Annotated in this window: 25 protein-coding genes; 8 read left to right on the forward strand and 17 right to left on the reverse strand. The window is 69.2% G+C overall.

Going from position 1 to position 23,355, the window contains the following annotated elements; all coding sequences use genetic code 11:
• Positions 1-19: 19 nt before the first annotated feature.
• Positions 20-910 carry a 30S ribosomal protein S2 gene (rpsB, locus tag ABVF28_RS02710; RefSeq protein WP_371029391.1) on the reverse strand — a complete coding sequence of 297 codons (891 nt, stop codon included), beginning with the start codon at positions 908-910 and terminating at the stop codon, positions 20-22.
• Between the two features lie 309 nt (positions 911-1,219).
• Here rpsB and ABVF28_RS02715 point away from each other — a divergent pair, with 309 nt between their 5' ends.
• Both ABVF28_RS02715 and ABVF28_RS02720 read left to right on the forward strand, forming a co-directional pair.
• Complete coding sequence (locus ABVF28_RS02715) at positions 1,220-1,762, forward strand: murein hydrolase activator EnvC (protein WP_371029392.1); 543 nt, start codon at positions 1,220-1,222, stop codon at positions 1,760-1,762.
• Between the two features lie 154 nt (positions 1,763-1,916).
• Entirely contained in the window at positions 1,917-3,347 is a 1,431-nt protein-coding gene (locus ABVF28_RS02720) for a hypothetical protein (protein WP_371029393.1), read from the forward strand.
• A 436-nt stretch (positions 3,348-3,783) separates the two neighbouring features.
• On the opposite strand, the gene ABVF28_RS02725 is transcribed toward ABVF28_RS02720, so the two are convergent.
• Together ABVF28_RS02725 and ABVF28_RS02730 are read right to left on the reverse strand one after the other, a co-directional pair.
• Positions 3,784-4,689 (reverse strand): tyrosine recombinase XerC, encoded by a 906-nt coding sequence (locus tag ABVF28_RS02725; protein ID WP_371029394.1) that lies wholly within the window; start codon positions 4,687-4,689, stop codon positions 3,784-3,786.
• A 52-nt stretch (positions 4,690-4,741) separates the two neighbouring features.
• Positions 4,742-6,883 (reverse strand): MMPL family transporter, encoded by a 2,142-nt coding sequence (locus tag ABVF28_RS02730; RefSeq protein ID WP_371029395.1) that lies wholly within the window; start codon positions 6,881-6,883, stop codon positions 4,742-4,744.
• A 65-nt stretch (positions 6,884-6,948) separates the two neighbouring features.
• Between ABVF28_RS02730 and ABVF28_RS02735 the strand changes: the two genes are divergently transcribed.
• A complete protein-coding gene (locus tag ABVF28_RS02735) occupies positions 6,949-7,419 on the forward strand; it encodes a MarR family winged helix-turn-helix transcriptional regulator (RefSeq protein WP_179557426.1) in 471 nt (156 codons plus the stop codon).
• 41 nt (positions 7,420-7,460) lie between these two features.
• Here the strand turns inward: ABVF28_RS02735 and dprA are convergent, their stop codons facing one another.
• The 9 genes from dprA to ABVF28_RS02780 form a co-directional block, all read right to left on the reverse strand.
• Complete coding sequence (dprA, locus tag ABVF28_RS02740) at positions 7,461-8,783, reverse strand: DNA-processing protein DprA (RefSeq protein WP_371029396.1); 1,323 nt, start codon at positions 8,781-8,783, stop codon at positions 7,461-7,463.
• A 6-nt stretch (positions 8,784-8,789) separates the two neighbouring features.
• Entirely contained in the window at positions 8,790-10,433 is a 1,644-nt protein-coding gene (locus tag ABVF28_RS02745) for a YifB family Mg chelatase-like AAA ATPase (protein ID WP_371029397.1), read from the reverse strand.
• Positions 10,430-10,789 (reverse strand): YraN family protein, encoded by a 360-nt coding sequence (locus tag ABVF28_RS02750; RefSeq protein WP_371029398.1) that lies wholly within the window; start codon positions 10,787-10,789, stop codon positions 10,430-10,432. Before ABVF28_RS02750 ends, ABVF28_RS02745 begins: the two co-directional genes overlap by 4 nt.
• Before the next feature lie 225 nt (positions 10,790-11,014).
• Positions 11,015-13,114, reverse strand: coding sequence for a RecQ family ATP-dependent DNA helicase (locus tag ABVF28_RS02755; protein WP_371029399.1), 2,100 nt, complete (start codon positions 13,112-13,114; stop codon positions 11,015-11,017).
• Between the two features lie 90 nt (positions 13,115-13,204).
• Positions 13,205-13,528, reverse strand: coding sequence for a DUF2469 family protein (locus tag ABVF28_RS02760; protein ID WP_068484088.1), 324 nt, complete (start codon positions 13,526-13,528; stop codon positions 13,205-13,207).
• A gap of 12 nt (positions 13,529-13,540) precedes the next feature.
• The gene (locus ABVF28_RS02765; RefSeq protein WP_258068050.1) at positions 13,541-14,194 is read right to left on the reverse strand and encodes a ribonuclease HII; all 654 of its coding nucleotides are present in this window, start codon (positions 14,192-14,194) and stop codon (positions 13,541-13,543) included.
• Positions 14,191-15,069: a signal peptidase I gene (gene lepB / locus ABVF28_RS02770; protein ID WP_371029400.1), complete on the reverse strand. Its 879-nt coding sequence runs from the start codon at positions 15,067-15,069 to the stop codon at positions 14,191-14,193. The genes ABVF28_RS02765 and lepB overlap by 4 nt, the downstream gene beginning before the upstream one ends.
• Before the next feature lie 104 nt (positions 15,070-15,173).
• Positions 15,174-15,524 carry a 50S ribosomal protein L19 gene (gene rplS / locus ABVF28_RS02775; RefSeq protein ID WP_068484112.1) on the reverse strand — a complete coding sequence of 117 codons (351 nt, stop codon included), beginning with the start codon at positions 15,522-15,524 and terminating at the stop codon, positions 15,174-15,176.
• Between the two features lie 161 nt (positions 15,525-15,685).
• Positions 15,686-16,243: a hypothetical protein gene (locus tag ABVF28_RS02780; protein WP_371029401.1), complete on the reverse strand. Its 558-nt coding sequence runs from the start codon at positions 16,241-16,243 to the stop codon at positions 15,686-15,688.
• Between the two features lie 76 nt (positions 16,244-16,319).
• Here ABVF28_RS02780 and map point away from each other — a divergent pair, with 76 nt between their 5' ends.
• Positions 16,320-17,087 carry a type I methionyl aminopeptidase gene (gene map, locus ABVF28_RS02785; RefSeq protein WP_104311336.1) on the forward strand — a complete coding sequence of 256 codons (768 nt, stop codon included), beginning with the start codon at positions 16,320-16,322 and terminating at the stop codon, positions 17,085-17,087.
• 10 nt (positions 17,088-17,097) lie between these two features.
• Here map and trmD read toward each other — a convergent pair whose 3' ends face one another.
• The 5 genes from trmD to ABVF28_RS02810 form a co-directional block, all read right to left on the reverse strand.
• A complete protein-coding gene (trmD, locus tag ABVF28_RS02790; RefSeq protein ID WP_371029402.1) occupies positions 17,098-17,844 on the reverse strand; it encodes a tRNA (guanosine(37)-N1)-methyltransferase TrmD in 747 nt (248 codons plus the stop codon).
• 71 nt (positions 17,845-17,915) lie between these two features.
• The gene (rimM, locus tag ABVF28_RS02795; protein WP_104311334.1) at positions 17,916-18,515 is read right to left on the reverse strand and encodes a ribosome maturation factor RimM; all 600 of its coding nucleotides are present in this window, start codon (positions 18,513-18,515) and stop codon (positions 17,916-17,918) included.
• A 1-nt stretch (position 18,516) separates the two neighbouring features.
• Positions 18,517-18,747, reverse strand: coding sequence for an RNA-binding protein (locus tag ABVF28_RS02800; protein ID WP_068484100.1), 231 nt, complete (start codon positions 18,745-18,747; stop codon positions 18,517-18,519).
• A gap of 2 nt (positions 18,748-18,749) precedes the next feature.
• The gene (rpsP, locus tag ABVF28_RS02805; RefSeq protein WP_211891683.1) at positions 18,750-19,166 is read right to left on the reverse strand and encodes a 30S ribosomal protein S16; all 417 of its coding nucleotides are present in this window, start codon (positions 19,164-19,166) and stop codon (positions 18,750-18,752) included.
• A gap of 144 nt (positions 19,167-19,310) precedes the next feature.
• A complete protein-coding gene (locus ABVF28_RS02810; RefSeq protein ID WP_371029403.1) occupies positions 19,311-19,520 on the reverse strand; it encodes an LPXTG cell wall anchor domain-containing protein in 210 nt (69 codons plus the stop codon).
• 119 nt (positions 19,521-19,639) lie between these two features.
• On the opposite strand from ABVF28_RS02810, the gene ABVF28_RS02815 reads away from it, so the two are divergent.
• The 4 genes from ABVF28_RS02815 to ABVF28_RS02830 form a co-directional block, all read left to right on the forward strand.
• Positions 19,640-20,743, forward strand: coding sequence for a glutamate--cysteine ligase (locus ABVF28_RS02815; RefSeq protein ID WP_371029404.1), 1,104 nt, complete (start codon positions 19,640-19,642; stop codon positions 20,741-20,743).
• Positions 20,744-20,873: 130 nt separating this feature from the next.
• Positions 20,874-21,842 (forward strand): 5-dehydro-2-deoxygluconokinase, encoded by a 969-nt coding sequence (iolC, locus tag ABVF28_RS02820; protein ID WP_104253205.1) that lies wholly within the window; start codon positions 20,874-20,876, stop codon positions 21,840-21,842.
• Positions 21,835-22,743 (forward strand): deoxyribose-phosphate aldolase, encoded by a 909-nt coding sequence (locus ABVF28_RS02825; RefSeq protein ID WP_371029405.1) that lies wholly within the window; start codon positions 21,835-21,837, stop codon positions 22,741-22,743. The genes iolC and ABVF28_RS02825 overlap by 8 nt, the downstream gene beginning before the upstream one ends.
• Positions 22,744-22,832: 89 nt before the next feature.
• Positions 22,833-23,355, forward strand: a 523-nt coding sequence (locus tag ABVF28_RS02830) for an aldehyde dehydrogenase family protein (protein WP_371029406.1), incomplete at its 3' end; no start/stop codon positions are given.

Here is a 23,355-nt window from a genome sequence, read left to right on the forward strand (position 1 = left end):
TTCTCCCTAGTGCTTGAAGTTACTTGGACTCTTCGACGGCTTCGACAGCCTCGACCGCTTCAGCGGCCTCGGTTGCCTCTGCGGGCTCAGCTGCTGCCTCGGCCTCAGCGGCTTCGGCAGGTGCCTCGACGGCGGCCTCAGCGGCAGGAGCGTCGCCCTGGAGCAGGTCGCTCTCCCACTCGGCGAGCGGCTCGACCTCAGTCTGACCCTCGGTCGGCTTCTGGTGGCGCTGGATCAGGCCCTCAGCTGCGGCGTCAGCGATGATTCGCGTGAGCAGTGCAACGGAGCGGATGGCGTCGTCGTTGCCCGGGATCGGGTAGTTGACGTCGTCCGGGTCGCAGTTCGTGTCGAGGATCGCGATGACGGGGATGCCGAGCTTCTTGGCCTCGTCGATCGCGAGGTGCTCCTTCTTGGTGTCGACAACCCAGAGCGCCGAAGGCGTCTTCGAGAGGTTGCGGATACCACCGAGCGACTTCTCGAGCTTGTCACGCTCGCGACGCTGGATGAGGAGTTCCTTCTTGGTGAAGCCGCGGGTCGTGTCGTCGAAGTCGACGAGGTCGAGCTCCTTGAGACGGTTGAGGCGCTTCTGGACGGTGCCGAAGTTGGTGAGGAGGCCACCGAGCCAGCGCTGGTTCACGTAGGGCTGGCCCACGCGCGTCGCCTGCTCGGAGATCGATTCCTGTGCCTGCTTCTTCGTGCCGACGAAGAGGATGGTGCCGCCGTGGGCGACCGTCTCCTTGACGAAGTCGAATGCAGCATCGATGTAGCCCAGCGACTGCTGGAGGTCGATGATGTAGATGCCGCTGCGCTCGGTGAAGATGAAGCGCTTCATCTTCGGGTTCCAGCGACGGGTCTGGTGCCCGAAGTGGACGCCGCTGTCGAGCAGCTGGCGAATGGTGACGACTGCCATGGTCGTTCTCCCTTGTGGAATGCGCATTGCTGCGCGCGGTTGTTCTCTGCGACCGGCGGCCGCACAGCCTGGTACCCAACGCGCATCCGCTCTCACACCGCAATGCGAGAGACCGATGGATGCACGCCTCGATGGGCACGCGAAGTCAGCCCGCTGGGCGGGCTGCTGGGCACAGTCTACACACGCGGAGTGTCGCGCGGAACAGCGGGGCACGCTCGACTCCGTTGTTCCCGCGCCTGGGGACAGGTGTCGTCCACAGGCAGCTGACCTCACCCGTCGAGCTGCTTCGTGGGCAAGCACGATGACTGCATGCACCGCCCATCGCCGCTCCGACAGATCACCACCCGCAGGGCCCGGATCCTCCGAGTGCTGTTCATCACGGTGCTCATCGGCAGCACGAACCTGATGACGGCACCGCACGTCTCGGCCGAGCCGGGCGGGTGGCTGTGGCCCGTCGAGGCCTCACCCCAGGTCACGCGCCCGTTTGCACTCGACACCCCGTATGGCCCCGGTCACCGCGGCATCGACATCGCCGCCAAACCCGGGAGCGAGGTCGGCGCCCCGGCGGCAGGGGTCGTCAGGTTCAGCGGCTTCGTCGTCGACCGCCCGGTGCTCTCGATCCAGCATGCCGATGGAGCGCTGACGAGCTACGAGCCGGTCGTCTCCGACCTCCACCCGGGGGCTCCGGTCCTGGCCGGGCAGCGCATCGGCACGCTCAGTCCCGATCACCGACATACGCCGGAGGGCGCACTGCACGTGGGGCTGCGCCAGGAGGGCGCATACCTCGACCCCGCGCCGTACTTCGACGCCCTCCGTCCGAGGGCCGCAGTCCTGCTCCCCCTCTACCGGTGAACAGCCGGTGACCACACCATCTCCACCAGAAAGGCACCACATGTCTCTCCTTCCTCGACGCCGCTCACGAACCGCGGACGGCACTTCCCCAGGCCGACATCGAACTGCGCGCGGCCTCCTGGCCCGCCTGTCGCGAGCCGGAGCGGGAATCGCCATGCTCGCGATGGCCGCGACCTTCCTCCTCTTCTCCGGGGCGCAGTCCGCAAGCGCGGCGGGCTACGGCCCGGGCTTCGACGACGCTCAGAACGGCGGGCAGGGGCGGATCGGCGCCTACAGCTTCGAGGGACGCAACGTGTACTGCCTGCAGCCGTGGCTCCCACGCCCGCTTGACGAGACCACGAAAGGTGATGTGGTGGACGGCCAGCAGTTCCAGATGAACGATGACAGCACCGCGCGGGTGAACTGGGCGATCTCCACGCACGGGCAATCCGCTGACCCCGTCGTGACGAGCGCCGTCGCGATGTTCGTCTGGTCGCTCGCCGCCCCGGACAGCTACGCCAGCCACGGGACGAGCGGAGACGAGCACTACCTCGGACGAGTACCCGCGGACCGGAGGGGCGAGGTCAGCAGCACGCTCGCGACCATCCGTGAGGGGGCGACGAAGGTCGGAGCGCGAGTACTCGCGAACCACTCGGGGAGCCTGCAGTTCACCACCGACGCCGCCGATGCCAAGAAGGGCACCGTCACGCTGTCATCAGACCTCTCGGGCGCCACCGGCACGGTGGTGCTCTCAGGCGCGACCTTCGCGTCCACGGCAACCGACACCGCGACGCTCACCGTCGGGGAAGCATCACCGATCGTGGTCGCGCCCGCCGGCTTCGAGCGGGGCCCCGTCACGGTCAGCGCGACGGCGAAGGTCACCGCGCCGTCGGAACCATGGGCCGCGAAGATCCTGCTGCTCCACACCCCGGGCGCGCAGCTGCTCGGGAGCAGCGGAGGCACGGTCCCCGGCGAGTTCACCGTAGTGGGCCAGGACCGCGTGCCCCGAGTGCCGACGCCTGCCCCGACACCGACAGCGACAGCGACAGCGACAGCGACAGCCTCGCCGACCCCGACCCCGACCCCGACGCGCACGGCCGCTCCCCCGCGCATCCCGAGCCCAACGCCGTCCGTGACGGCACCACCCACGCAGGCTCCGACGCAGGCACCGACCACGACGCCGACGCCGACCCCCATCCCAACAGCTGCGCCGAGCATCACACCGACGCCCAGCAGCAGTCCGATCATGACGCCACCGCCCGCCTCGTCCGCTCCGTCGACGACAACGCCGACGGCGACGGCGACGGCGAAGCCGCCAGCACCCGACACGCAGACCCCAGCACCCAGCACGACGCCCGCACCTCAGACCACCACAGACGCGCACACACCGCCGAGCACACCCGTCGCGGCGACCGTTGGCCCAAGCACTTCGCAGAGCCCGACAGCGAGTGCAACATCGACATCGACATCGACGGCAGTACCGCCGAACACCCCTTCCACGTCCACGTCCACGCCGGCGGCACAGCGGGCACGGCGGTTGCAGGACCGACAACGCCGACGAGCCCCCAGCCGGAGGCACTCGCCCAGACCGGGGCAACGGCCGTGAGCTGGCCGCTCCTCCTCGGCGGTGGTGCACTTGTCATCGGCGCGCTCGCCCTGGCCTGGGGATTCCTGAGCCGACGACGCCAGGCCTGACACCCCTCACGAGCACTGCCGAACGGACGCGCCCGAAGACCCCAGCCCACGCCAGCCAAGCGAGCAGACCGCGGACCCAGCCCGGGAAGGGAGGCGCCACACCCAGAATGAGAGACACACCCGCGCATGCGCGCCGCGACGGACGACCCCAGCCGTCGCGGCTCCGCGCATGCCCCCCTCGCCCTCTCGAACACCAGAACCTGCGGACGCGAACGTCAGCCGCAGATGCAGACGCAGACGCGGACACGGATGCGAACGCAGACGAAGGCGCCAGACGACTGCCCCTGACACGGACGCGAACGCGAACGCGATCATCGTCTGAGCACGCGCGGCACCGGTCCGGCCGTTCAGGCTCGTGGATGCGCCTGCACGTACGACGCCCTCAGCCGATCGGCCGAGACGTGCGTGTAGATCTGCGTCGTCCCGAGATCAGAGTGACCGAGGATCTCCTGCACGGCCCGCAGGTCGGCTCCCCCGTCAAGCAGATGTGTCGCCGCCGTGTGTCGGAACGTGTGCGGGCCAGACGGCCCCCCGCCGGGCGCGGCCCCGAGCACCTCCCGGGAGAGGGCGTACACCGTGCGAGCATCCATTCGCCCACCGCGCACACCCAAGAACAGGGCCCCGCCAGACTGAGGCTGCTCCAGCAACGGTCGACCAGACGAGAGCCACCCATCGATCGCCTTCGCGGCGTGAGCGCCGAAGGGGACAACACGCTCCTTGTCCCCCTTGCCGACGACCCTGACGACCCGCCGACCGAGATCGACGGCGCCGACGTCCAGCGAACAGCACTCCGAGACGCGGATGCCGGACGCGTAGAGCAGCTCGATGATCGCGAGGTCACGCACCTCAACAGGGTCACCGCTCGACGCGCGATCCGCGAGCGCATCGAGGATGCCCCGCATCCCCTCTGCCGACACCACCCGAGGCAGAGTCGAGCCAGCCTTCGGGCTCTTCAGGCGACGAGCAGAGTCCGCACCGCGGCCCGTCTCCTCGAGCCACGACGTGAACCCCCGGAACGAGGCCGCCATCCGAGCAAGGCTCGACGCAGCCTTGCCCGCCTGCGTCTGCTGCCACAACACGTCGCGGAAGACCTCCAACGTGAGGCCGTCCAAGGCATCCACACGCTGGTGCTCGCACGAGTCGAGCAGCAGACTCAGATCGCTGGCATACGCCTGGACCGTCCGAGGGGACAACCCGCGCTCGGCGCGCAGCGAACGCAGGTACGTGTCGACCGCATGCGAGAGCTCCTGCATGGCGACCATCGTAGGTCGCCACCCGGAGAGCTGGCGGCGACCCGGACAACTCCTACGGCTTGGCGTGCGCCGGTTCGGACGGGCTGGATCCCTCATGCACCGATGCATCCCGCGCCGAAGCGGCGTGCGCCGGTTTCGAGTGAGCCGGGTGCCTGCCGCCGAGGGCCCCCTTGCTCGGCCACCAGAAGCGGTCCCCCGTCAGGAACGCAAGCGCGGGCACGATCACCGTGCGCACCAGCAGGGTGTCCAGCAGGACACCGACGCAGACGATGATGCCGATCTGGGTGAGCGTGATGAGCGGCAGCACACCGAGCGCGGCGAAGACCGCGGCCAGCAGGATCCCGGCGCTCGTGATCACCCCGCCCGTCGCAGACAGGGAGCGGATCATTCCATCCCTCGTGCCGTGCTTCGCGGCCTCCTCGCGTGCCCTCGTCACGAGGAAGATGTTGTAGTCGACACCGAGGGCGACGAGGAACAGGAAGCTGAACAGCAGCACGGACGTGTCGAGGGCCGGGAAGCCGAAGACGTTGGTGAACAGGAGCCAGCTCGCCCCAACTGAGGCGAAGAACGAGCCGACGACGGTCAGCAGGAGCAGAATCGGCGCCACCAGAGAGCGCAGCAGCAGCAGGAGCACGACGAAGACGACGGCGAGGATCAACGGGAACAGCAGGAGCTGGTCGCGGTCCTGGGCGGCCTGCTCGTCAAGCGCCTGCGCGTCGAGCCCTCCCACGATGGCCCCCGCCCCGTCGACCTGTGACAGCTCGGCGCGCAACCGTTCAACCGTGGCGAGCGCTTCCTCGGTCTCCGCAGGAGACGAGAGGCCGACGTCGATGCGCGTCAGAGTTCCATTGGTATCGCCCACCGCCGCCGACGCGACGCCCTCGATCTCCGAAGCTCGCTGAGCCACCGCCTCCGCCTGGTCAGCCTGCGAGACGACGATCGCGGGGGCGCCGGCCAGGTCGGGGAAGTGGTCGTTGAGCAGCTCCTGACCGACAACCGCCTCCGGTGTCGACGTGAAGCGCTCCGTCTGCGCGAGGCCGACCTTGATGCTCGGCGCGATGGCCGCGAGCGCGATGAGCACGACGATTCCTGCTCCAGCCACGATGGCCGGACGCTTCGAGACGCCCGTGCCGAGCTTGAACCAGAATCCCTTGCCGTGCTGGTCGTCGCCGACTCGAGGCACCACCGGCCAGAAGATCCCTCGGGGGAACAGCACGAGCGTCGCTGGCAGGAGCGCGAGCGCGAAGGCCATCGCCACGACCACTCCGATGGCGCAGGCCAGGCCGAGCACGACGTTGCCGCCGAGCGAGGCGAAGAGCAGCGTCGCCAGGCTCAGCGCGACAGTGCCACCGCTGGCGATGATGGCGGGACCGGCTCCGCGAAGCGCCGTTGCCATGGCCTCGCGCCGGTCTTCCGAGACGCGGAGCTCGTCGCGGTACCTGGCGATGAGAAGGAGGGCGTAGTTCGTGCCAGCGCCGAAGACGAGCACCGACAGGATGCCCTTGATCGATGCATCCATCGTCAGATCGAAGGCGCCAACGATGCGGGTCGAGACGATCCCCGCGACGCCATCGGCGAGACCGACGACGGAGAGCGGGATGAGCCAGAGCACCGGGCTGCGGTAGGTGACGATGAGGAGGAAGGCCACGACGAGCACGGTGACGGTGAGCAGCGTGAAGTTGGCGCCCTCGAAGACGGCTGCGATGTCGACGGCGAAGCCCTCGGGCCCGGTCATGACCGGGACCAGACCATCTGGGAGTCCGTCTGCCGCTGCGGCGCGGAGCGCTTCGGCCCGCGCGGACTGCGCTTCCACGTCGCTCGTGGCGTCCAGGGGCACCGTGAGGATCATGGCCTCGCCGTCTTCGGCCGGGAAGGCGGGCGGCAGAGCCTCGACTCCGGCCGCTTCGGCGATGCCGGGGCTGGCCGCGGCGACGGCGGCGAGGTCGTCGGACGTGAGCGCTTCGCCCTCACGATGGAACACGAACAGCGCGGCCGAGCTGTCCTCGGTCTCGAAGGATGCGAGCGCCTCCTCCACCTTCGCCGACTCGGCGGATGCGGGCAGGTCACCCGCCGGTGCCACGTCTCCGCTCTCGCCCGAGCCCCAGAAGAACGCGAGGCCGCTGAGGGCGACGAAGACGACGATGACGATCGCACCACTCGCCTTGCCGGTGATGAATCGGATGATCCCGCCCATGGTCGAACCGCCTAAATCCACTAGTAATCAATTTGCTTAGCTAACTTAGCGCTAGGATGGATGTCATGCAATCCGGGGATGAGCGGGGTCGCGTGTTTCCGCGCGTCCATGAGTCGACGGCGCTGCTGCGCGAGATCCTCACGATCTCGGACGAGTACGAGGTGGTCGTCGCGAAGGAACTCGACGTGAATCACACCGATCTGGTCGCCATGCAGCACCTCATCTCGTCGGGTCATCTCACGCCGTCCGACATAGCTCGGAGGCTGGGCATCACGACTGCCGCGGTGACCGTCGTGGTCGATCGGCTCGTGAAGGCGGGGCATGTGCGCCGGGAGCCGAACCCGAGCGACCGTCGCGGTGTGCTCGTCGTGCCGGACGAGGGGTCGACGGCGAAGGCTCGCGGCCTGCTCGCGCCGATGATCATGGACATCGACTCGGTTGCCCAGGAGTTCGATGAAGGCGAGCGCGAGGTCATCGTCCGCTACCTGCAGGGCGTCGTGTCGAGCTACCGCGAGCACCTGCAGCCGCCGCGCTGACCACGACTGCCCGGGGGCCGGGGGCATCCGACGCCCCGTCATCACCTCGTGTTCGGCGCTTTCACCCATCCGGCGGGCGTCTCGCGAGCGAGCTGATGCATCTCGAGCTCGGCGAGCCCCGCGGCGGTCTCGGCTGTGGTGAGCCCGGCCGAAGAGCCGACGGCGTCGATGCGCTGCGGTCTTGCGACTCGCAGTGCGTCTTTCGCGCGAACGGCGTTGGAGGAGAGTCGCTCGCTGACGTCCGCGACTGAGCCGCGCTCCCCTGGCCACGAAGCGCCGTCCGGCAGCGCCAGCTCAGGTGTCTGGCTCTGTCCGAGCATCTCGACGATGTCGTCGACGGAGGTGATGAGCGTCGCGTCCGTTTCTCGGAGCAGACGATGGCAGCCCACGGATGCCGCGCTCGTGACGGGGCCGGGCACCGCACCGAGTGGTCGTCCGAGTGTGAGCGTGTGGGCGGCCGTGTTGGCGGCACCAGAGCGACGGCCCGCCTCGACCACGACCGTGCCGGAGGCGAGGGCGCTGATGATCCGGTTGCGTTGGAGGAACCTCCACCGGGTGGGCGCCTGGCCGACCGGCAGCTCCGAGACCAGCGCACCCTGCGCGATGATGCGCTCGAGCAGCGCACGGTTGCCCTGCGGGTAGAGCCGATCCGGGCCGCCCGCCAGCACCGCGACCGTCGTGGCGTCTTCCGCGAGCGCGACGCGGTGAGCGACTGCGTCGATGCCGTACGCCCCGCCGGAGACGAGCGCGTAGCCGCGGTTCGCGAGCCCGCTCGCGAGCCGCACGGTGACTTCTTCGCCGTACGTGGTCGAGGCTCGGGCTCCGACGAGGGCCACTGAGGGGGCGAGCTCTCGAAGGGTGTCGACGGAGCCGCGCACCCAGAGCGCGCACGGGGCATGCGGTCCGAGGTCATCGAGCTGCGTCGGCCACTCCGGGTCGCCCGGAAGCACGGCCAGCACCCCGAGTTTCGCGGAGTTTCGCAAGATGGCCAAGGTCCGGTGGATATCGAGGCGATCTCGCCATCGCTCGAGGGCGGAGGCGAGGTCGGCGAGTGGGATCCCCGCCCCGGATCCGCGCTCCCTGGCACGCTGCAGCAGCGCACCCGAGGTGACGGCGTCGAGAGCCGCGACTGGCCCGAGCGCTCCGAGGAGGAGCCCCGCAGTGGCGTCGCCTGGTTCGACGGTGCACGACCAGGCGAGCTGCGCGATGCGGGCTCGCACCTCGTCGTCCCCCGTCGCGTCGGTGCCAGGCCTGCTCACCCCCGAGAGCGCCGCGCGCATCTGGTCGACGTCGGGCCGACCGTGACGGGTCGCTTCCGCAGCTGCGGAGGACTGGTGGGTGCCTGGTTCGAACGGTGTGTGCACGGCGAGCTACCCCAATCTGATTCGGTAGGAGAGTGCCTCCTGGACGTGCTGGAGTTCGGGGCGAGGCACCCCGGCGAGGTCCGCGATCGTCCAGGCGACCCGGAGCACACGGTCGTGCCCGCGCATGGTGACCTGCCCGCGCTCGAGCGCAACCGCGAGCGGCGCGTACGCCTCTCGCGTGGGACGGTTGGCGGGAGTTCGGAGCCATCGTGAGATGACTCGGGCGTTGAGGCTCCAGGGCGTGGCTGCCAGGCGTTGGCGTGCGCGCTCCCTGGCCAGGCGGACCATCTCCCCCGCATCGGCGGTGCTGGTGGTGGATCGTGCGCCAGAGCTGCCGGGTTCTTCGAGCTGCGCCTCGTGGTCGACGAGTCGGGCGCGGGCCGCGGAGACCCGCTCGACGCGCAGCTGGAGGTCGATCCGGTCGAGCAGCGGACCGGAGAGGCGAGCGAGGTAGCGTCGAGGTGCGGATGCGTCGCAGCGGCAATCGGCGTCTGGGTCGCCGTGGTTGCCGCAGGGGCAGGGGTTCGCGGCCAGCACGAGCTGCATCTCGGCAGGGTATGCGGCCCTCCCCTGCGCACGATGGATCTCGATGACGCCGTTCTCGAGTGGCTGCCGCATCGAATCGAGCGTGTGGCGCGAGAACTCCGGCGCCTCGTCGAGGAAGAGCACTCCGCCCGTCGCGAGGGAGATGGCGCCTGGGCGGATCATGCCGCTGCCGCCTCCGAGCAGCGCGACCGTCGAAGCCGTGTGGTGCGGTGCTTCGAACGGCGGCCGGCGGTCGAGGCGCGCAGAGAGCGGAATGCCGCGGAGCGAGCGAACCGCGGCAAGCGTGACGGCCGCCTCAGGTTCGAGATCCGGCAGGATGCCCGGCAGTCGCTCCGCCAGCATGGTCTTGCCTGCGCCTGGTGGCCCGAGCATCAGCAGGTGGTGGCCGCCGGCTGCGGCGATGACGAGGGTGCGCACGGCCGCTTCGTTGCCGACGACGTCGGAGAGGTCGAGCGCCGTGTCCTGCTCGTGCTGCTGCAGGTGCTGGTGCGGGCGGGCGCTGTCACCTGGCTGCTCTTCCCGTGCGGTGGACCTGGCTGCGGGGCTGGAGGGATACGCCAGCTCCTCCGTGAGGTCGTCGGCGTCCGCGCCGTAGTGCAGCGCTACGGCCCGGAGCGAGGCGACGGCGACCACGCGGATGTCCTCGACGAGCTCCGCCTCGGCTTTCGAGTCTGCCGGCACGACCACGGTGTCGAACCCCGCGGCCCTGGCGGCGGCGACGGCCGGCAGGACGCCGACGACCGCCCTGACCTGCCCCGTCAACGAGAGTTCCCCGATGTGCACGGCCCTGGTCGGCGATTCTGCCGAGATGATGCCCGCCGCGGCCAGGAACGAGACGGCGATCGCGAGGTCGAACCCGGCGCCGTGCTTTCGAAGCGATGCCGGGTACATGTTCGTGATGACTCGGCTGGCCGGCAACGGGCATCCCGAGCTCTGCAACGCGGCCCGGACTCGCTCGCGCGCTTCCCCGAGTGAGGTGTCGGGCAGCCCGACGAGCTTGAAGAACGGCAGGCCGGGGCTGATCTGCGTCTCGACCTCGACAAGCTCGCCACCGAGCCCCTCGAGCGCGATCGCCACCGAGTGGCCGACCGTGCCCTGCGTCACGCGCCGACCCCAGCAACGTGCTCCACGTTGGGCGCTCGGTCGCGCGGTGCGACCACCGCGATCACGTCGAGGCGCATCGCGCCGCGCTCCTCGGGATGCGCGAGCATCCAGAGCCCCGCGAGTCGCCGCATTCGCGCGAGCTTCACGGGCGTGATCGCCTCGAGCGGATGCCCCGCCGCGGTCGAACGCCTCGCCTTCACCTCCGTGAAGACGATGTACCCGCCCTGCCGCGACACGATGTCGATCTCGCCCTCCCGACAGCGCCAGTTCCGCTCCACCACGTCGTGGCCGTGCTCCTCCAGGTACGCGGTCGCGAGATTCTCTCCGAGCCGCCCCAGTTGATCCTTGGCACGCATCCGCACCACCTCCCTTGCCGGGAGTCTGACCCGCCACGAGCCACCGTCCGACGACGAGGAGGGACGCTGTGGACAACCGCCTGCCCACAGTCGCGACGTCAGCAGAGTGCCGGCATGAGCGCATGACCGACGTGCGCGGGACCGCGAGAGCCCCCACCTCGCGCCGGCAGCGGTCGAGCATGAGCGAGCCCAGGTGTCATCTGCCCCTGGGCACCGCTTCCACCGCTAGCCCTTCTGCGCGAGCGCCAGCGGCAGCACGGCGCTCGCCCCGGCGAGAAGAAGCTCGCGCGCGCACACCGTCATCGTCCAGCCGCTGTCGACGAAGTCATCGATGAGGAGCACCGGACCCGCCGGGACCTCAAGCGAGCCTGCCGAGAACCGGCCCTCGACGTTCGAGAGCCGGAACGCGCTGTTCCCTCCAGGCTGACCGGCCGGCCCGCCGCGGACCAGGTCCAGGGAGCCGAGAAGCGGTAAACGGCCCGCCTCCGCGATGCCCTCGGCAAGCGACGCGCTCAACCTGGGCCTCGAGCGCGATGGGACGAAAGCAACGGCCTGCGGGCGCGCGTCCCACTTCCACTCGGAGAGGATGCGGATGCACGCCTGCAGGAGCGGCCCCGTCACGGTCGTCTCCGGACCGGCAGCAGCGAACAGCTCGCGCAGCGGCCCACCCCAGCCGAGGTCGCTGAGCCGCGCGAGCACACGCCCCTCGGCCGCCTGCTGCTCTTTCGGGATGCGCCCCTTGAGGTCGACGCCGAGGCTCGCCATGCCGCTCGGCCATTGGCGTCGCGGTGCGATGTCGGCGCCGACACGGTCGAGCGCGGCACCGGCCCGCGCCTGCACCGCCGCGTCTGTCGTCGAGTCGAACCAGATGCCCGCGCAGTTGTCGCAGCGCCCGCACGGGGCGGCAGTCGAGTCGTCGAGCTGTCGCTGCAGGAACTCCATGCGGCAGCCGTCGGTGCGCTCGTAGTCGATCATGGCCTGTGCCTCCGCGGACCGGGCCGCGGCGATGCGCGAGTAGCGGTCGCCGTCGTAGCTCCACGCCTGCCCGGTGGAGACCCAGCCGCCCTGCTCGCGCCGCACGGCGCCGTCGACATCGAGCACCTTCAGCAGCAGCTCGAGGCGCGACCGGCGGAGGTCGACCGCAGACTCGAGCGCGACCGTCGACCTGGGCGAACCTCCGAGCGCGCCGAGTACCGCCTGGGCGCGCTCCTCGTCTGGCATGGAGACCGTCGCGAAGTACTCCCAGATGGCACGGTCCTCCTCACCTGGCAGGAGCAGCACGTCGGCGGAGGCGCTTGATCGCCCGGCACGGCCCACCTGCTGGTAGTAGGCCACAGGTGACGACGGTGCGCCGAGGTGCACCACGAAACCCAGGTCGGGCTTGTCGAAGCCCATGCCGAGCGCACTCGTCGCGACGAGCGCCTTGACCTCGTTGCGCTTGAGCGCGCCCTCGAGGCGCTCGCGCTCGTCTGGGTCGGTCTTGCCCGTGTACGCGGGCGCGTGGATGCCCGCCTCGCGGAGCGCCGCTGATGTGTCTTCGGCGCCAGCCACGGTGAGGGTGTAGATGATGCCGGACCCCGGGAGCTCGTCGAGGTGCTGCAGCAGCCAGGCGAGTCGCTCACGGGCGTTGCCGAGCCGCAGCACGCCGAGGCGCAGGCTCGCACGGGCGAGCGGGCCGCGGATGGTCAGGATGCCGCTGCGGCCGAGCTGCTCCTCGATGTCGTGCACCACGCGCTCGTTCGCGGTCGCGGTCGTCGCGAGCACGGGGATGTCGGCGCCCAGACCGGAGATCAGCGACGCGATGCGTCGGTAGTCGGGGCGGAAGTCATGGCCCCAGTCGGAGATGCAGTGCGCCTCGTCGACCACGACGAGGCCCGTGCGTGCCAAGAGCTCGGGCAGCTGCGTGTCTCTGAACTCGGGGTTGTTGAGCCGCTCGGGCGAGACGAGCAGCACGTCGATCTCGTCGGCCGCCAGCTGCTCGCGGATGCTCGCCCACTCGTGCGCGTTCGCCGACGACATCGACACGGCGCGGACACCCGCCCGGCTCGCGGCCTCCACCTGGTCGCGCATGAGCGCGAGCAGCGGCGAGATGAGGATGGTCGGGCCCGCTCCCCTGGCGCGCAGCATGAGGCTCGCGATGAAGTAGACGGCCGATTTGCCCCAGCCCGTGCGCTGCACGACGAGGACTCGCCTCCGCTCATCGACGATCGCCGAGATCGCCTCGAGCTGCCCGTCGTGGAAGACTGCGTCGTCTCGGCCGACCAGGGCCCGGAGGATCTGGGTTGCGGCGGATGCGGTGGCCTCGGGAATCGTCGTGTCTGTCACCCCATGAGGCTCCCACGAACCACCGACATCGGCGTTCAGGCGGCGCGTCGCGTCCGCTCGAGCACGAGTGCCCTCCGGAGCCCGTCCGCGCTACTCGTCGAGTGCGAGCTCCTTGGGGAGCTCGAACTCCTTCGAACCGGTCTCCTCGACGTTGACGTCCTTGAACGTCAGCACTCGAACCTGCTTCACGAAGCGGTCGGAGCGGTAGATGTCCCAGACCCAAACGTCTTTCATCGTGAGCTCGAAGTAGAAGTCGTGCTCGGTGTCGCGCCTGACCAGGTCCACGCTGTTCGCGAGGTAGAAGCGGCGTTCGGTCTCGATCACGTACTTGAACTGCCCCGCGACGTCGCGGTACTCGCGAAACAGGGAGAGCTCCTGCTCGCGCTCGTAATCGTCGAAATTCTCGTCGTCCATGATCCGCCCAGTCTAGGGGGTCGCGGCCCGAAGCCACGTGTGCCGGTGGAGCTCGCTCGGACCCGTCGCCGCGATCGCCGCGAGGTGGGCCGCGCTGCCGTATCCCTTGTTCGACTCCCACAGGTACTCGGGATGCGCTTCCGCAGCCGAGACCATGAGGGCGTCGCGCTCGAGCTTCGCGATCACAGAGGCCGCGGCCACTGAGGTGCAGTCGCGGTCGGCTTTCGGTCGCACCACGACGCGCAGCGGCGTCGAGAGGCACGGAGAGAGCCAGTCGTGCGAGCCGTCCAGCAGCACCACCGCATCCGCGACCGGCACCCCGATCGCGTGCAGCTCGGCGAGGGCCCTCTTGGCGGCCGCCCCGAGGCAGGCCGTGATGCCGCGTTCGTCGATCTCGATGGCGCTCGCGTAGCCGACGCCGACGCCCATCGCCCACGCCTCGATGCCAGCGCGCGCCTCGAGTCGGCGCTTCGCGCTCAGCAGCTTCGAGTCGCGCACACCAGCGGGCGCCGTGAGCTCGATCCGTCTGACGTCGATGGCACACGCGCCCACCGCGACCGGGCCGGCGATCGCGCCGCGCCCGACCTCGTCGACGCCGATGACGACCGGGGCGGTGAGCAGCAGCTCGCGTTCGAGTTCGAGCGTCGGGTCGACCGGTGGGGTCACTCCTGGTCCGTCCGCTCGGGCACGCGATCGAAGACCTCTGGGTAGTTCCCGAGGAACGTGAACCTGTCGAGCGGCCAGTTGAGCAGGAACGCCTTGCCGACGACGTCGTCGACGGGCACGAAGCCGCCCCCTGGCTCGTCCTGGTGGTAGCGGGAGTCCTCGGAGTTGTAGCGGTTGTCGCCCATGACCCACAGGTGGCCTTCCGGCACGGTCACCTCGAACGTCATTCCGGATGCGGCCTGACCGTCCTGGAGCAGCAGGTACGGCTCGCCGATCGGCAGCCCGTTGATGAGCACCTGCCCGTACTCGTTGCAGCAGGAGACGACGTCGCCAGGCAGCCCGATGACGCGCTTGATGAGGTGGTTGCTCGTCTCCTCGGGCTTCAGCCCGACGAACTCGAGCGCGCCATCGACGGCCGCCTGCGAGCCCGACTTGGCGGGTGGCGTGACCACGGGCAGCCATCCGCCCGGGTCCTCGAACACGACGATGTCGCCGCGCTCGATGCCGACCAGATCTGGGACCAGCAGGTTCACGAGCACTCGGTCCTCGACGACGAGGGTGTCGTTCATCGATGCCGAGGGGATGTAGAAGGGTCGGAGCAGGAACGTCTTGATGAGCATCGACATGACGATCGCGAGGACAGCGACGATGACCAGGTCGCGCGCGAACGAGAGCATGGCCTTGCCGAGACCACGACTGGGCGCCGGAACCGGCTCGTCGTCGGCGATGAGCCCGGTGGCGTGGATGGGCGCGTCTGCGATCGCGGAGGAACCGAGCCCAGCGGGCCGTGCGGCTCGCCCGAGGCGGTGCCGCCCCTCATGGGGCGGTCTGCCGTGGGACGGGGCGCGGAGGTCGCGGTCACTCGCGTCGCCCATGGCTCCCCCTCGCGGTCGGTCCGCGGTGGCGGAACCCTCAGTCAGTGTGTGGAACGACACGAATGGCTCCCGCGTTGGGGAGCCATTCGCCTACTGCTTGAAGCTTAGTTGTCGCGCTTCTCACGGATCTTCGCAGCCTTGCCACGACGTCCACGCAGGTAGTAGAGCTTCGCGCGACGCACGGCGCCGCGGGAGACGATCTCGATCTTCTCGATGACCGGGGTGTGCACGGGGAACGTGCGCTCGACGCCCACCTGGAAGCTGACCTTGCGGACCGTGAAGGTCTCGCGGACGCCGGCGCCCTGACGTGCGATGACAACACCCTGGAAGACCTGGACGCGCGAGCGCGTGCCTTCGACGATGTTCACGTGCACCTTGACGGTGTCGCCGGGGCGGAAGTCTGGGACATCGCTGCGCAGCGATGCTGCGTCGATGACATCGATAACGTTGGTCATGATTTCGCTCTCTGCAGTCGCCACAGGTCGGCTGCGAAGGTCAGTGAAGAGGTTGGCGTGCATCGCGAAGTGCTCTCGTCCCCTGTGGCAGAGTCGAGCCGCGGCACAAGGATCCAGTAAACCATGCCGACGTTGCCCCCGCAATGCGAGAGCGGGCCAGCTCAGCGGCGTTCGTCGTCCGGTTCGGCGTCGAGCGTGATGATCTTGCCGGCATCCGGCCCGGAGGCGCCCCCGGGCCCCGACGTCGGCGTCCTGTTTCCCGGCGTTCCGGGCCCCGCCATCCCCGGCATCGTGCCGAAGAGGCCGAACGGGTTCGCCTGCGGGCCGGCCGCCTGCGCAGCGGCGAGGCGTTCCTGGACCACGGCGGTGAGCCGGCGACGCGCGATGGAGCCTGCGACCACCATGGACAGGAACGCGGCGGCGAGCACCCAGAGGCCTGGCGCATCCGGAACCACGGCGCCGGCCGCCCAGAGCAGCCACGGCACGATGATGAGCGGCAGGTCGCGCGCTGGCAGGGCCTTGCTCTCCCGGATGTCCGGCCGGAGCCAGAAGTTCGCGGAGAGGATGAGCAGCCCCGCGACGGCCGCGAGACCCGCGAAGCCGAAGACGAAGAGGCGCCCAACCGGCGCACCCAGGATGAGCCAGCCCACGAACTGCCAGGCTGCGAGGAAGAGCGCAGCGGGGAGGAGTGCGCGGTAAACGAGACGGCCGATGCCCATGATGCAACGCTACGGGAGGATCCCGAGCGGAGGCAGAGACGTTCGCTCATGGCACGAGCGCCGGTACGATTGGCGGATGATCGAGCTGCGCACCCAGAACGAAATCGAAGAGATGCGACCCGCGGGGCGCTTCGTCGCGGAGGTCCTCAGCGAGCTCTCGCAGAGCGCCGCGGTCGGCACGAACCTCCTCGAGCTCGATGCCAGAGCCCACGAGCTCATCACGAAGCGCGGCGCGAAGAGCTGCTACATCGACTACCACCCCTCCTTCGGCGCCTCGCCGTTCGGCAAGGTCATCTGCACGTCGGTCAACGACGCCGTCCTCCACGGACTCCCGCACGACTACTCGCTCAAGGACGGCGACGTCCTCACGCTCGACTTCGCCGTCGCCGTCGACGGCTGGGTCAGCGACTCGGCGATCACGGTGGTCGTGGGCACGCCCCGCGAGGCCGACCTGCGCCTCATCGACACCACCGAGGTGGCACTCGAGGCGGCCATCGAGGCCGCTCGCCCCGGCAACAAGCTCGGGGACATCTCACACGCCATCGGCCAGGTCGCGAAGAATGCCGGCTACCCGGTCAACGTCGAGTTCGGTGGCCACGGGGTCGGCCGAACCATGCACCAGGAGCCGAGCGTCCCCAACCGCGGACGCGCGAACCGCGGCATGCCGCTCAAGCCGGGCCTCGTGCTGGCACTCGAGCCCTGGCTGCTCGAGACGACGGACAAGCTCGTCCAGGATGCCGACGGCTGGACCCTCCGAAGCGCGGACGGCTCGCGGGGCGCGCACAGCGAGCACACGGTCGTCATCACGGACGGCGACCCGATCATCCTCACCGCGCGCAGCTAGCTGGCGGCGGCTAGCGGAGTTCGGGCGGGAGCAGCTCGGGGCGGACGCGGCGCGTGCGCTCGAGCTGCTGCTCGCGGCGCCACGCGGCGATCTTCGCGTGGTGGCCGCTCAGCAGCACGTCGGGGACCTCGCGGCCTCGCCAGAGCGCTGGCTTCGTGTAGCTCGGGTATTCGAGCAGGCCGTCCTCGTGCGACTCCTCGACGAGCGACTCCGGGTTGCCGACGACGCCTGGCACGAGCCGACCGAACGCCTCGATCATGGCGGTCACGGCGACCTCTCCCCCGTTGAGCACGTAGTCGCCGAGGCTGACGAGCTCGACCCTGGCACGCTCGGCGGTGTCGTCGAAGACGCGCTGGTCGATGCCCTCGTAGCGACCGCAGCCGAAGACGATGTGCGGCTCGAGCGCGTAGCGCCTCGCAGTCGCCTGCGTGAAGACCGTCCCGGCTGGCGACGGGAAGACGATAAGCGGTCGAGCATCCTCGGCGTCGTCGGCGACGGCGAGCTCCGAGGCACCCCGATCACGCGCAGCATCGCCCAGGATGGCGTCGATCGTCTGCCCCCACGGCTCCGGCTTCATGACCATGCCGGCGCCCCCGCCGTACGGGGTGTCGTCGACCGTGCGGTGCCGGTCGGTCGTCGCATCGCGCAGGTCGTGCACACGAACATCGATGATGCCGTCCTGCCGCGCCTTGCCGAGCAGAGAGACGTCGAGCACCTGGAAGAACTCGGGGAAGATCGTGACGATGTCGACGCGCATGGGCTCCAGCTTAAGCGGATGCGCGCCCGCAGCTAAGTGCGGGCGCGCAGAACGCAGATGAGGGGACGAGGCTATTCGGCGTCAGCCTTGGGCTCGGCGGCGGGCGCCTCTGCTTCGACCTGCGCCTCATCGACCTCTTCGAAGAGGCCGTTGGGCGGGGTGATGCTGACGGTGCCGGCCTCGAGGTCGACCTCGGCGACGATGGCCTTCACGAGTGGGACGAGCACCTCCGCGTCCTCGGTCTTGACGACGAGGAGGTCCTGGGCTGGGAAGTGCTCGACGCGGATGACCTGGCCGACGGACGTGCCGTCGCGCCGCACGTCGAGACCGACGAGCTGGTGGTCGTACCAGGCGTCGTCCTCGAGCTCTTCGGCGTCGTTGGAGTCGACCCAGAGGATGGCCTTCGCGAGGCTCTCCGCGGCCGTTCGGTCGGCGATGCCGACGAAGAAGCCGACGGGGTGCCCGTTGTACCAGCGGAGTTCGTGCAGTTCCAGGCTCTTGCCGTGCCACTCGCTGTCGGTCGGCACCTGGAGGCTGAAGCTCGCGCCCGGCACGAAGCGCCGGTCGGGCTCATCGGTGAAGAGCTCGAGCTTGATGGCACCCTTCAGTCCGTGGGCCTTGGTGAGGCGACCGACACGGAGCTGGGTGATGCCCTTCTTCTTGCCTGCCACCTCAGTCGTCAACTACGTCGACGCGAACTCGGCGGCCGTCGGCAAGCGCGGTCACGACGGTGCGCAGCGCCTTGGCGGTGCGGCCGGAGCGACCGATGACGCGGCCGAGGTCCTCGGAGTGCACGCGCACTTCGAGGACCTCGCCGCGCGCAGCCGTGCTGCGGTCCACGCGGACATCGTCGGGGTGATCGACGATTCCCTTGACGAGATGTTCCAGCGCGGAAGCGAGCATGACTAGGCCTCGACCTCTTCGGTCGCTGCTTCTTCGGTGACCTCTTCGGCGGCCGGAGCTGCCTTGGGCTCAGCCTTGGGGCGCAGGACAGGCTTCTTGCCGGCCTCTGCAACGAAGGGGACCTTGCCCTCAGGCGCCTTGACCTGGTTCTCGGTCGAGCCTTCGCCCGTGAACTTGCCCCAGTCGCCCGTGAGCTTGAGGAGCACGACGACGGCCTCGGAGGCCTGTGCGCCGACGCTCAGCCAGTACTGTGCACGCTCCGAGTTGACCTCGATGAACGAGGGGCTCTCGGTGGGGTGGTACTTGCCGATCTCCTCGATGACGCGACCGTCGCGCTTGGTGCGCGAGTCGGCGACGACGATGCGGTAGTAGGGTGCCCGGATCTTGCCCAGGCGCTTCAGACGAATTTTGACAGCCACGTGTCTCCTGATGGTGTGTGTATCGGCGAACGACAGCCGGAGGGCGTGGGGCACACTCGGCAGAGCTCAATGGTGAACCGCGGGCCGGATTAGAGGGTCGAGCCCGCGAGGCTCAACTGCCTAGTTTGGCAGATTCTCGGCCAGTTAGCCAACCGCAGAATCATCGCTCGATGTCCCGCGGCCGTCGCGGTCATCGGCCCAGTCGTTCGAGCGTTCCGCTGCGCGCTGTCGGCGCTGGACGAAGAAGAGCACGATGCCGCCGAGGAGCACGAGCAGAACAGCCCCGATGACGTACGGAACGAAGTCCTGCGCACCCGTTGTGGCGAGCTCCGAGAGTGCATCCGAGTAGCGCATGAGGGCCTCCGCTTCGCGGGCGGCGTCTGCCGTCGCCCGACTCCTCCTATCTTGCGGCGGATTCGGAATACCCCGCAATGCAGACACGCCGCGACCACTGGTGCGTCTACGCTTCAACCATGCGTTTCGCCTCATCAGAGCGTTCGACACTCGGCGTCGAATGGGAGCTCGGTATCGTCGACGCTGCGTCGCGCGAGCTGACCGGCATCGCTCCAGAGCTCATCGACCGCCTCGGCGACGAGCGGTTCACGAAGGAGTTCCTGACGAACACCGTCGAGCTCGTGTCGGGGGTGCACCGTTCGGCGGGAGCGGCCGTCGACGAGCTGCGCGACTTGAGGGACTCCCTGCTGACTGCCGCGGACGAGGCTGGTGCGGCGGTCATCGGCTCCGGCACGCATCCGTTCTCGAAGTGGCGCGAGCAGCAGCGGTCCCCCGGCGAGCGCTACCGCATGGTCGCCGAGCGCTCCGGGCGCTGGGGCGGGCAGCTCGCGATCTGGGGCGTGCACACCCACATCGGGATCGAGGACTGCCGGAAGGTGCCCGCGATCATGCGGGCCGCGCTCGCCAACTACCCCCTCATGCTCGCGCTCTCCGCATCCAGCCCGTACTGGCAGGGCGAGGACACGACCTTCAGCTCCCACCGCACGATGATCTTCCAGCAGCTCCCGACGGGCGGTCTCCCGCCGGAGATGGAGACGTGGGAGGACTACGAGCGAGTCGCCCACGACGTGCTCCACACGGGCATCGTCGACGAGGTGCAGGAGCTGCGCTGGGACGTGCGCCCCTCTGCGCAGTGGGGCACGGTGGAGATCCGCATCTCGGACGGGGCGACGAACCTCCGCGAGCTCGGAGCCATGGTCGCGCTCAACCACGTCATCGTCGAGCACGCGTCTCGGGAGCTCGACGCCGGCAGGGACACGGATCGCCTCCCGTCGTGGTTCGTGCGCGAGAACAAGTGGAGAGCGGCGCGCTACGGCCTCGACGCGATCATCATCGAGGACGCGCACGGCAACGAGCGCCCCGTGACGGAGGTGCTGGCCGAGCGCATCGAGGGCGAGTACCTGCGGGTCGCCGAGGACCTCGGATGCACGCGGGAGCTCGCGGTGATCGCCGAGATCATCGAGAGCGGCTCGTCGAGCGACCGGCAGCGGCGCGTGGCGGAGGCGCACGACGGCGCGCTTGTCCCCGTCGTCGACTCGCTCATCGAGGAACTCAAGGCCTGACACCCGCCGAACCGCGGGCGGAGATCAGCCGTTCGGTCCGAACGCACGACTTTGTTACTTTGTCAGGACAATAGGTGTATGCTGACTCTCGTCCTCGTTCACCATCGGACCGAAAGTTGTACAGAGCCGTATGACCACTACAACAGCTACGTCAGCGTTCGACCTCATCACGCTCGGCCGTGTTGGCGTCGACATCTACCCTCTCCAGACCGGTGTCGGGCTCGAGGATGTCTCCACGTTCGGGAAGTTCCTCGGCGGCAGCGCGACGAACGTCGCAGTCGCAGGCGCCAAGCACGGCCTGAACTCGGCGGTCATCACCCGCACGGGTGACGACCCCTTCGGCCGCTACATCGTGCGGGAGCTCGAGCGCCTGGGCGTGAAGAGCGACTTCGTGACGCGCGACGACTCGCTCGCCACGCCAGTCACGTTCTGCGAGATCTTCCCGCCAGACGACTTCCCGCTGTACTTCTACCGTCAGCCCAAGGCGCCGGATCTCAACATCGAGGCTGAGACGCTCGACCTCGACGCGATCCGCGACGCCAAGATCTTCTGGGCCACCGTCACCGGCCTCTCCGAGGAGCCGAGCCGGGCTGCGCACCACGCCGCGTTCGCCGCCCGCGCTCGCCGCGACCACACCATCCTCGACCTCGACTACCGCGCCATGTTCTGGCCGGATGCCGCGACCGCGACGGCCGCCATCGAGCCGATCCTCGCGCAGTCGACGATCGCCATCGGCAACAAGGAGGAGTGCGAGGTCGCCGTCGGCGAGACCGAGCCCCAGCGGGCAGCGGATGCGCTCCTCGAGCGAGGAGTGGACATCGCGGTCGTCAAGCAGGGGCCACGGGGTGTGCTCGCCAAGACCCGCGAAGGATCCATCGAGGTGCCGACGCACTTCGTCGACGTCATCAACGGCCTCGGAGCCGGCGACAGCTTCGGCGGCGCGTTCTGCAAGGGCCTCATCGCCGGCTGGGACCTCGAGCACATCCTGCGCTTCGCGAACGTCGCCGGAGCCATCGTGGCCTCGCGACTCGAGTGCTCGACCGCCATGCCATCGACGGCGGAGGTCGACGAGATCCTGAAGGAGAACTCCCTTGCCTGAGACGTACCGGATCCTCGACGAAGCCGCGTTCGACAAGCTCCGCGACGCGCGCGCCGACGGCCCAGCCGCCCTCAGGGAAGCGCTGGCCGGCCGCAAGCGCCGTTCGTCGCTGCTCCCCGAAGACCGCCGGCTCTTCTTCGTGGCGGCCGACCACCCGGCTCGTGGCGCCCTCGGCGTCCGCGACGACGCCATGGCCATGGCCGACCGCTATGACCTGCTCGACCGCCTCGCGCTCGCGCTCTCCCGGCCAGGTGTCGATGGCGTGCTCGGCACGCCGGACATCATCGACGACCTCGCCCTGCTCGGAGTGCTCGACGACAAGCTCATCGTCGGCTCCATGAACCGCGGTGGACTCCGAGGCGCGAGCTTCGAGATGGACGACCGCTTCACCGGCTACGACATCGACTCGATGGTGCGCGACGGCATCGACTTCGCGAAGACCCTCCTCCGGGTGAACCTCTCCGACGCAGGCACGGTCTCGACGCTCGAGGCGAACGCCCGTGCCGTCGACGACGCGGCGGCGGCGTCCCTTCCGATCATGCTCGAGCCGTTCATGAGCGAGTGGAAGGACGGGCGGATCGTCAACGACCTCTCGGCGGACGCCGTCATCACCTCGATCGCCATCGCCTCGGGTCTCGGCAACAGCTCAGGGTCGACCTGGATGAAGCTGCCCGTCGTCCCCGAGATGGAGCGCGTGATGGCGGCGACGACCATGCCGACGCTGCTGCTCGGCGGAGAGCCGAACGGCGACCAGGAGGCGGTCTACGCCAGGTGGGCCGACGCCCTCGCCCTCCCCGGGGTTCGCGGCCTCGTCGTCGGCCGCACGCTCCTCTACCCCGCAGACGGCGACGTCTCGGCGGCCGTGGACACGGCCGCGCGCCTCGTGCACACCCCGAGCTGAGCTCGGAACACCGACACCCTCACGTCGCGGCAGCTGCCGCATCCACTCGCGCCGCTCCCAACCCGGTGCACCACAGCGAAGGAAGATCAATGACTGACACTGCTCTGCCCACGATCCAGCACTGGATCGACGGCGCTTACTCGACCACCGCGCCGGCGCGCACCTCGCCGGTCTTCAACCCCGCCCTCGGCACCGCGACGGGCAACGTCGCTCTCGCCGACGACGCCGAGATCAACGCAGCGATCGCCGCGGCGAAGGCCGCGTTCCCCGGTTGGTCCAACACCTCGATCGCGAAGCGCCAGAACATCATCTTCAAGTTCCGTGAGCTGCTGAACGAGCGGAAGCTCGAGCTCGCGAAGATCATCACGTCCGAGCACGGCAAGGTCGTGTCCGACGCGGCCGGCGAGATCCAGCGGGGCCTCGAGGTCGTGGAACTCGCAACCGGGTTCCCAAGCATCTGCAAGGGCGACTTCACCGAGAACGCCTCCACCGGTGTGGATGTGTTCTCCATCAAGCAGGCGCTCGGCGTGGTCGGCATCATCAGCCCCTTCAACTTCCCCGCGATGGTGCCCATGTGGTTCTTCCCCATCGCGATCGCCGTCGGCAACACGG

It is taken from the genome of Pseudoclavibacter sp. JSM 162008 (genome assembly GCF_041366455.1).
Lineage (GTDB): Bacteria > Actinomycetota > Actinomycetes > Actinomycetales > Microbacteriaceae > Pseudoclavibacter.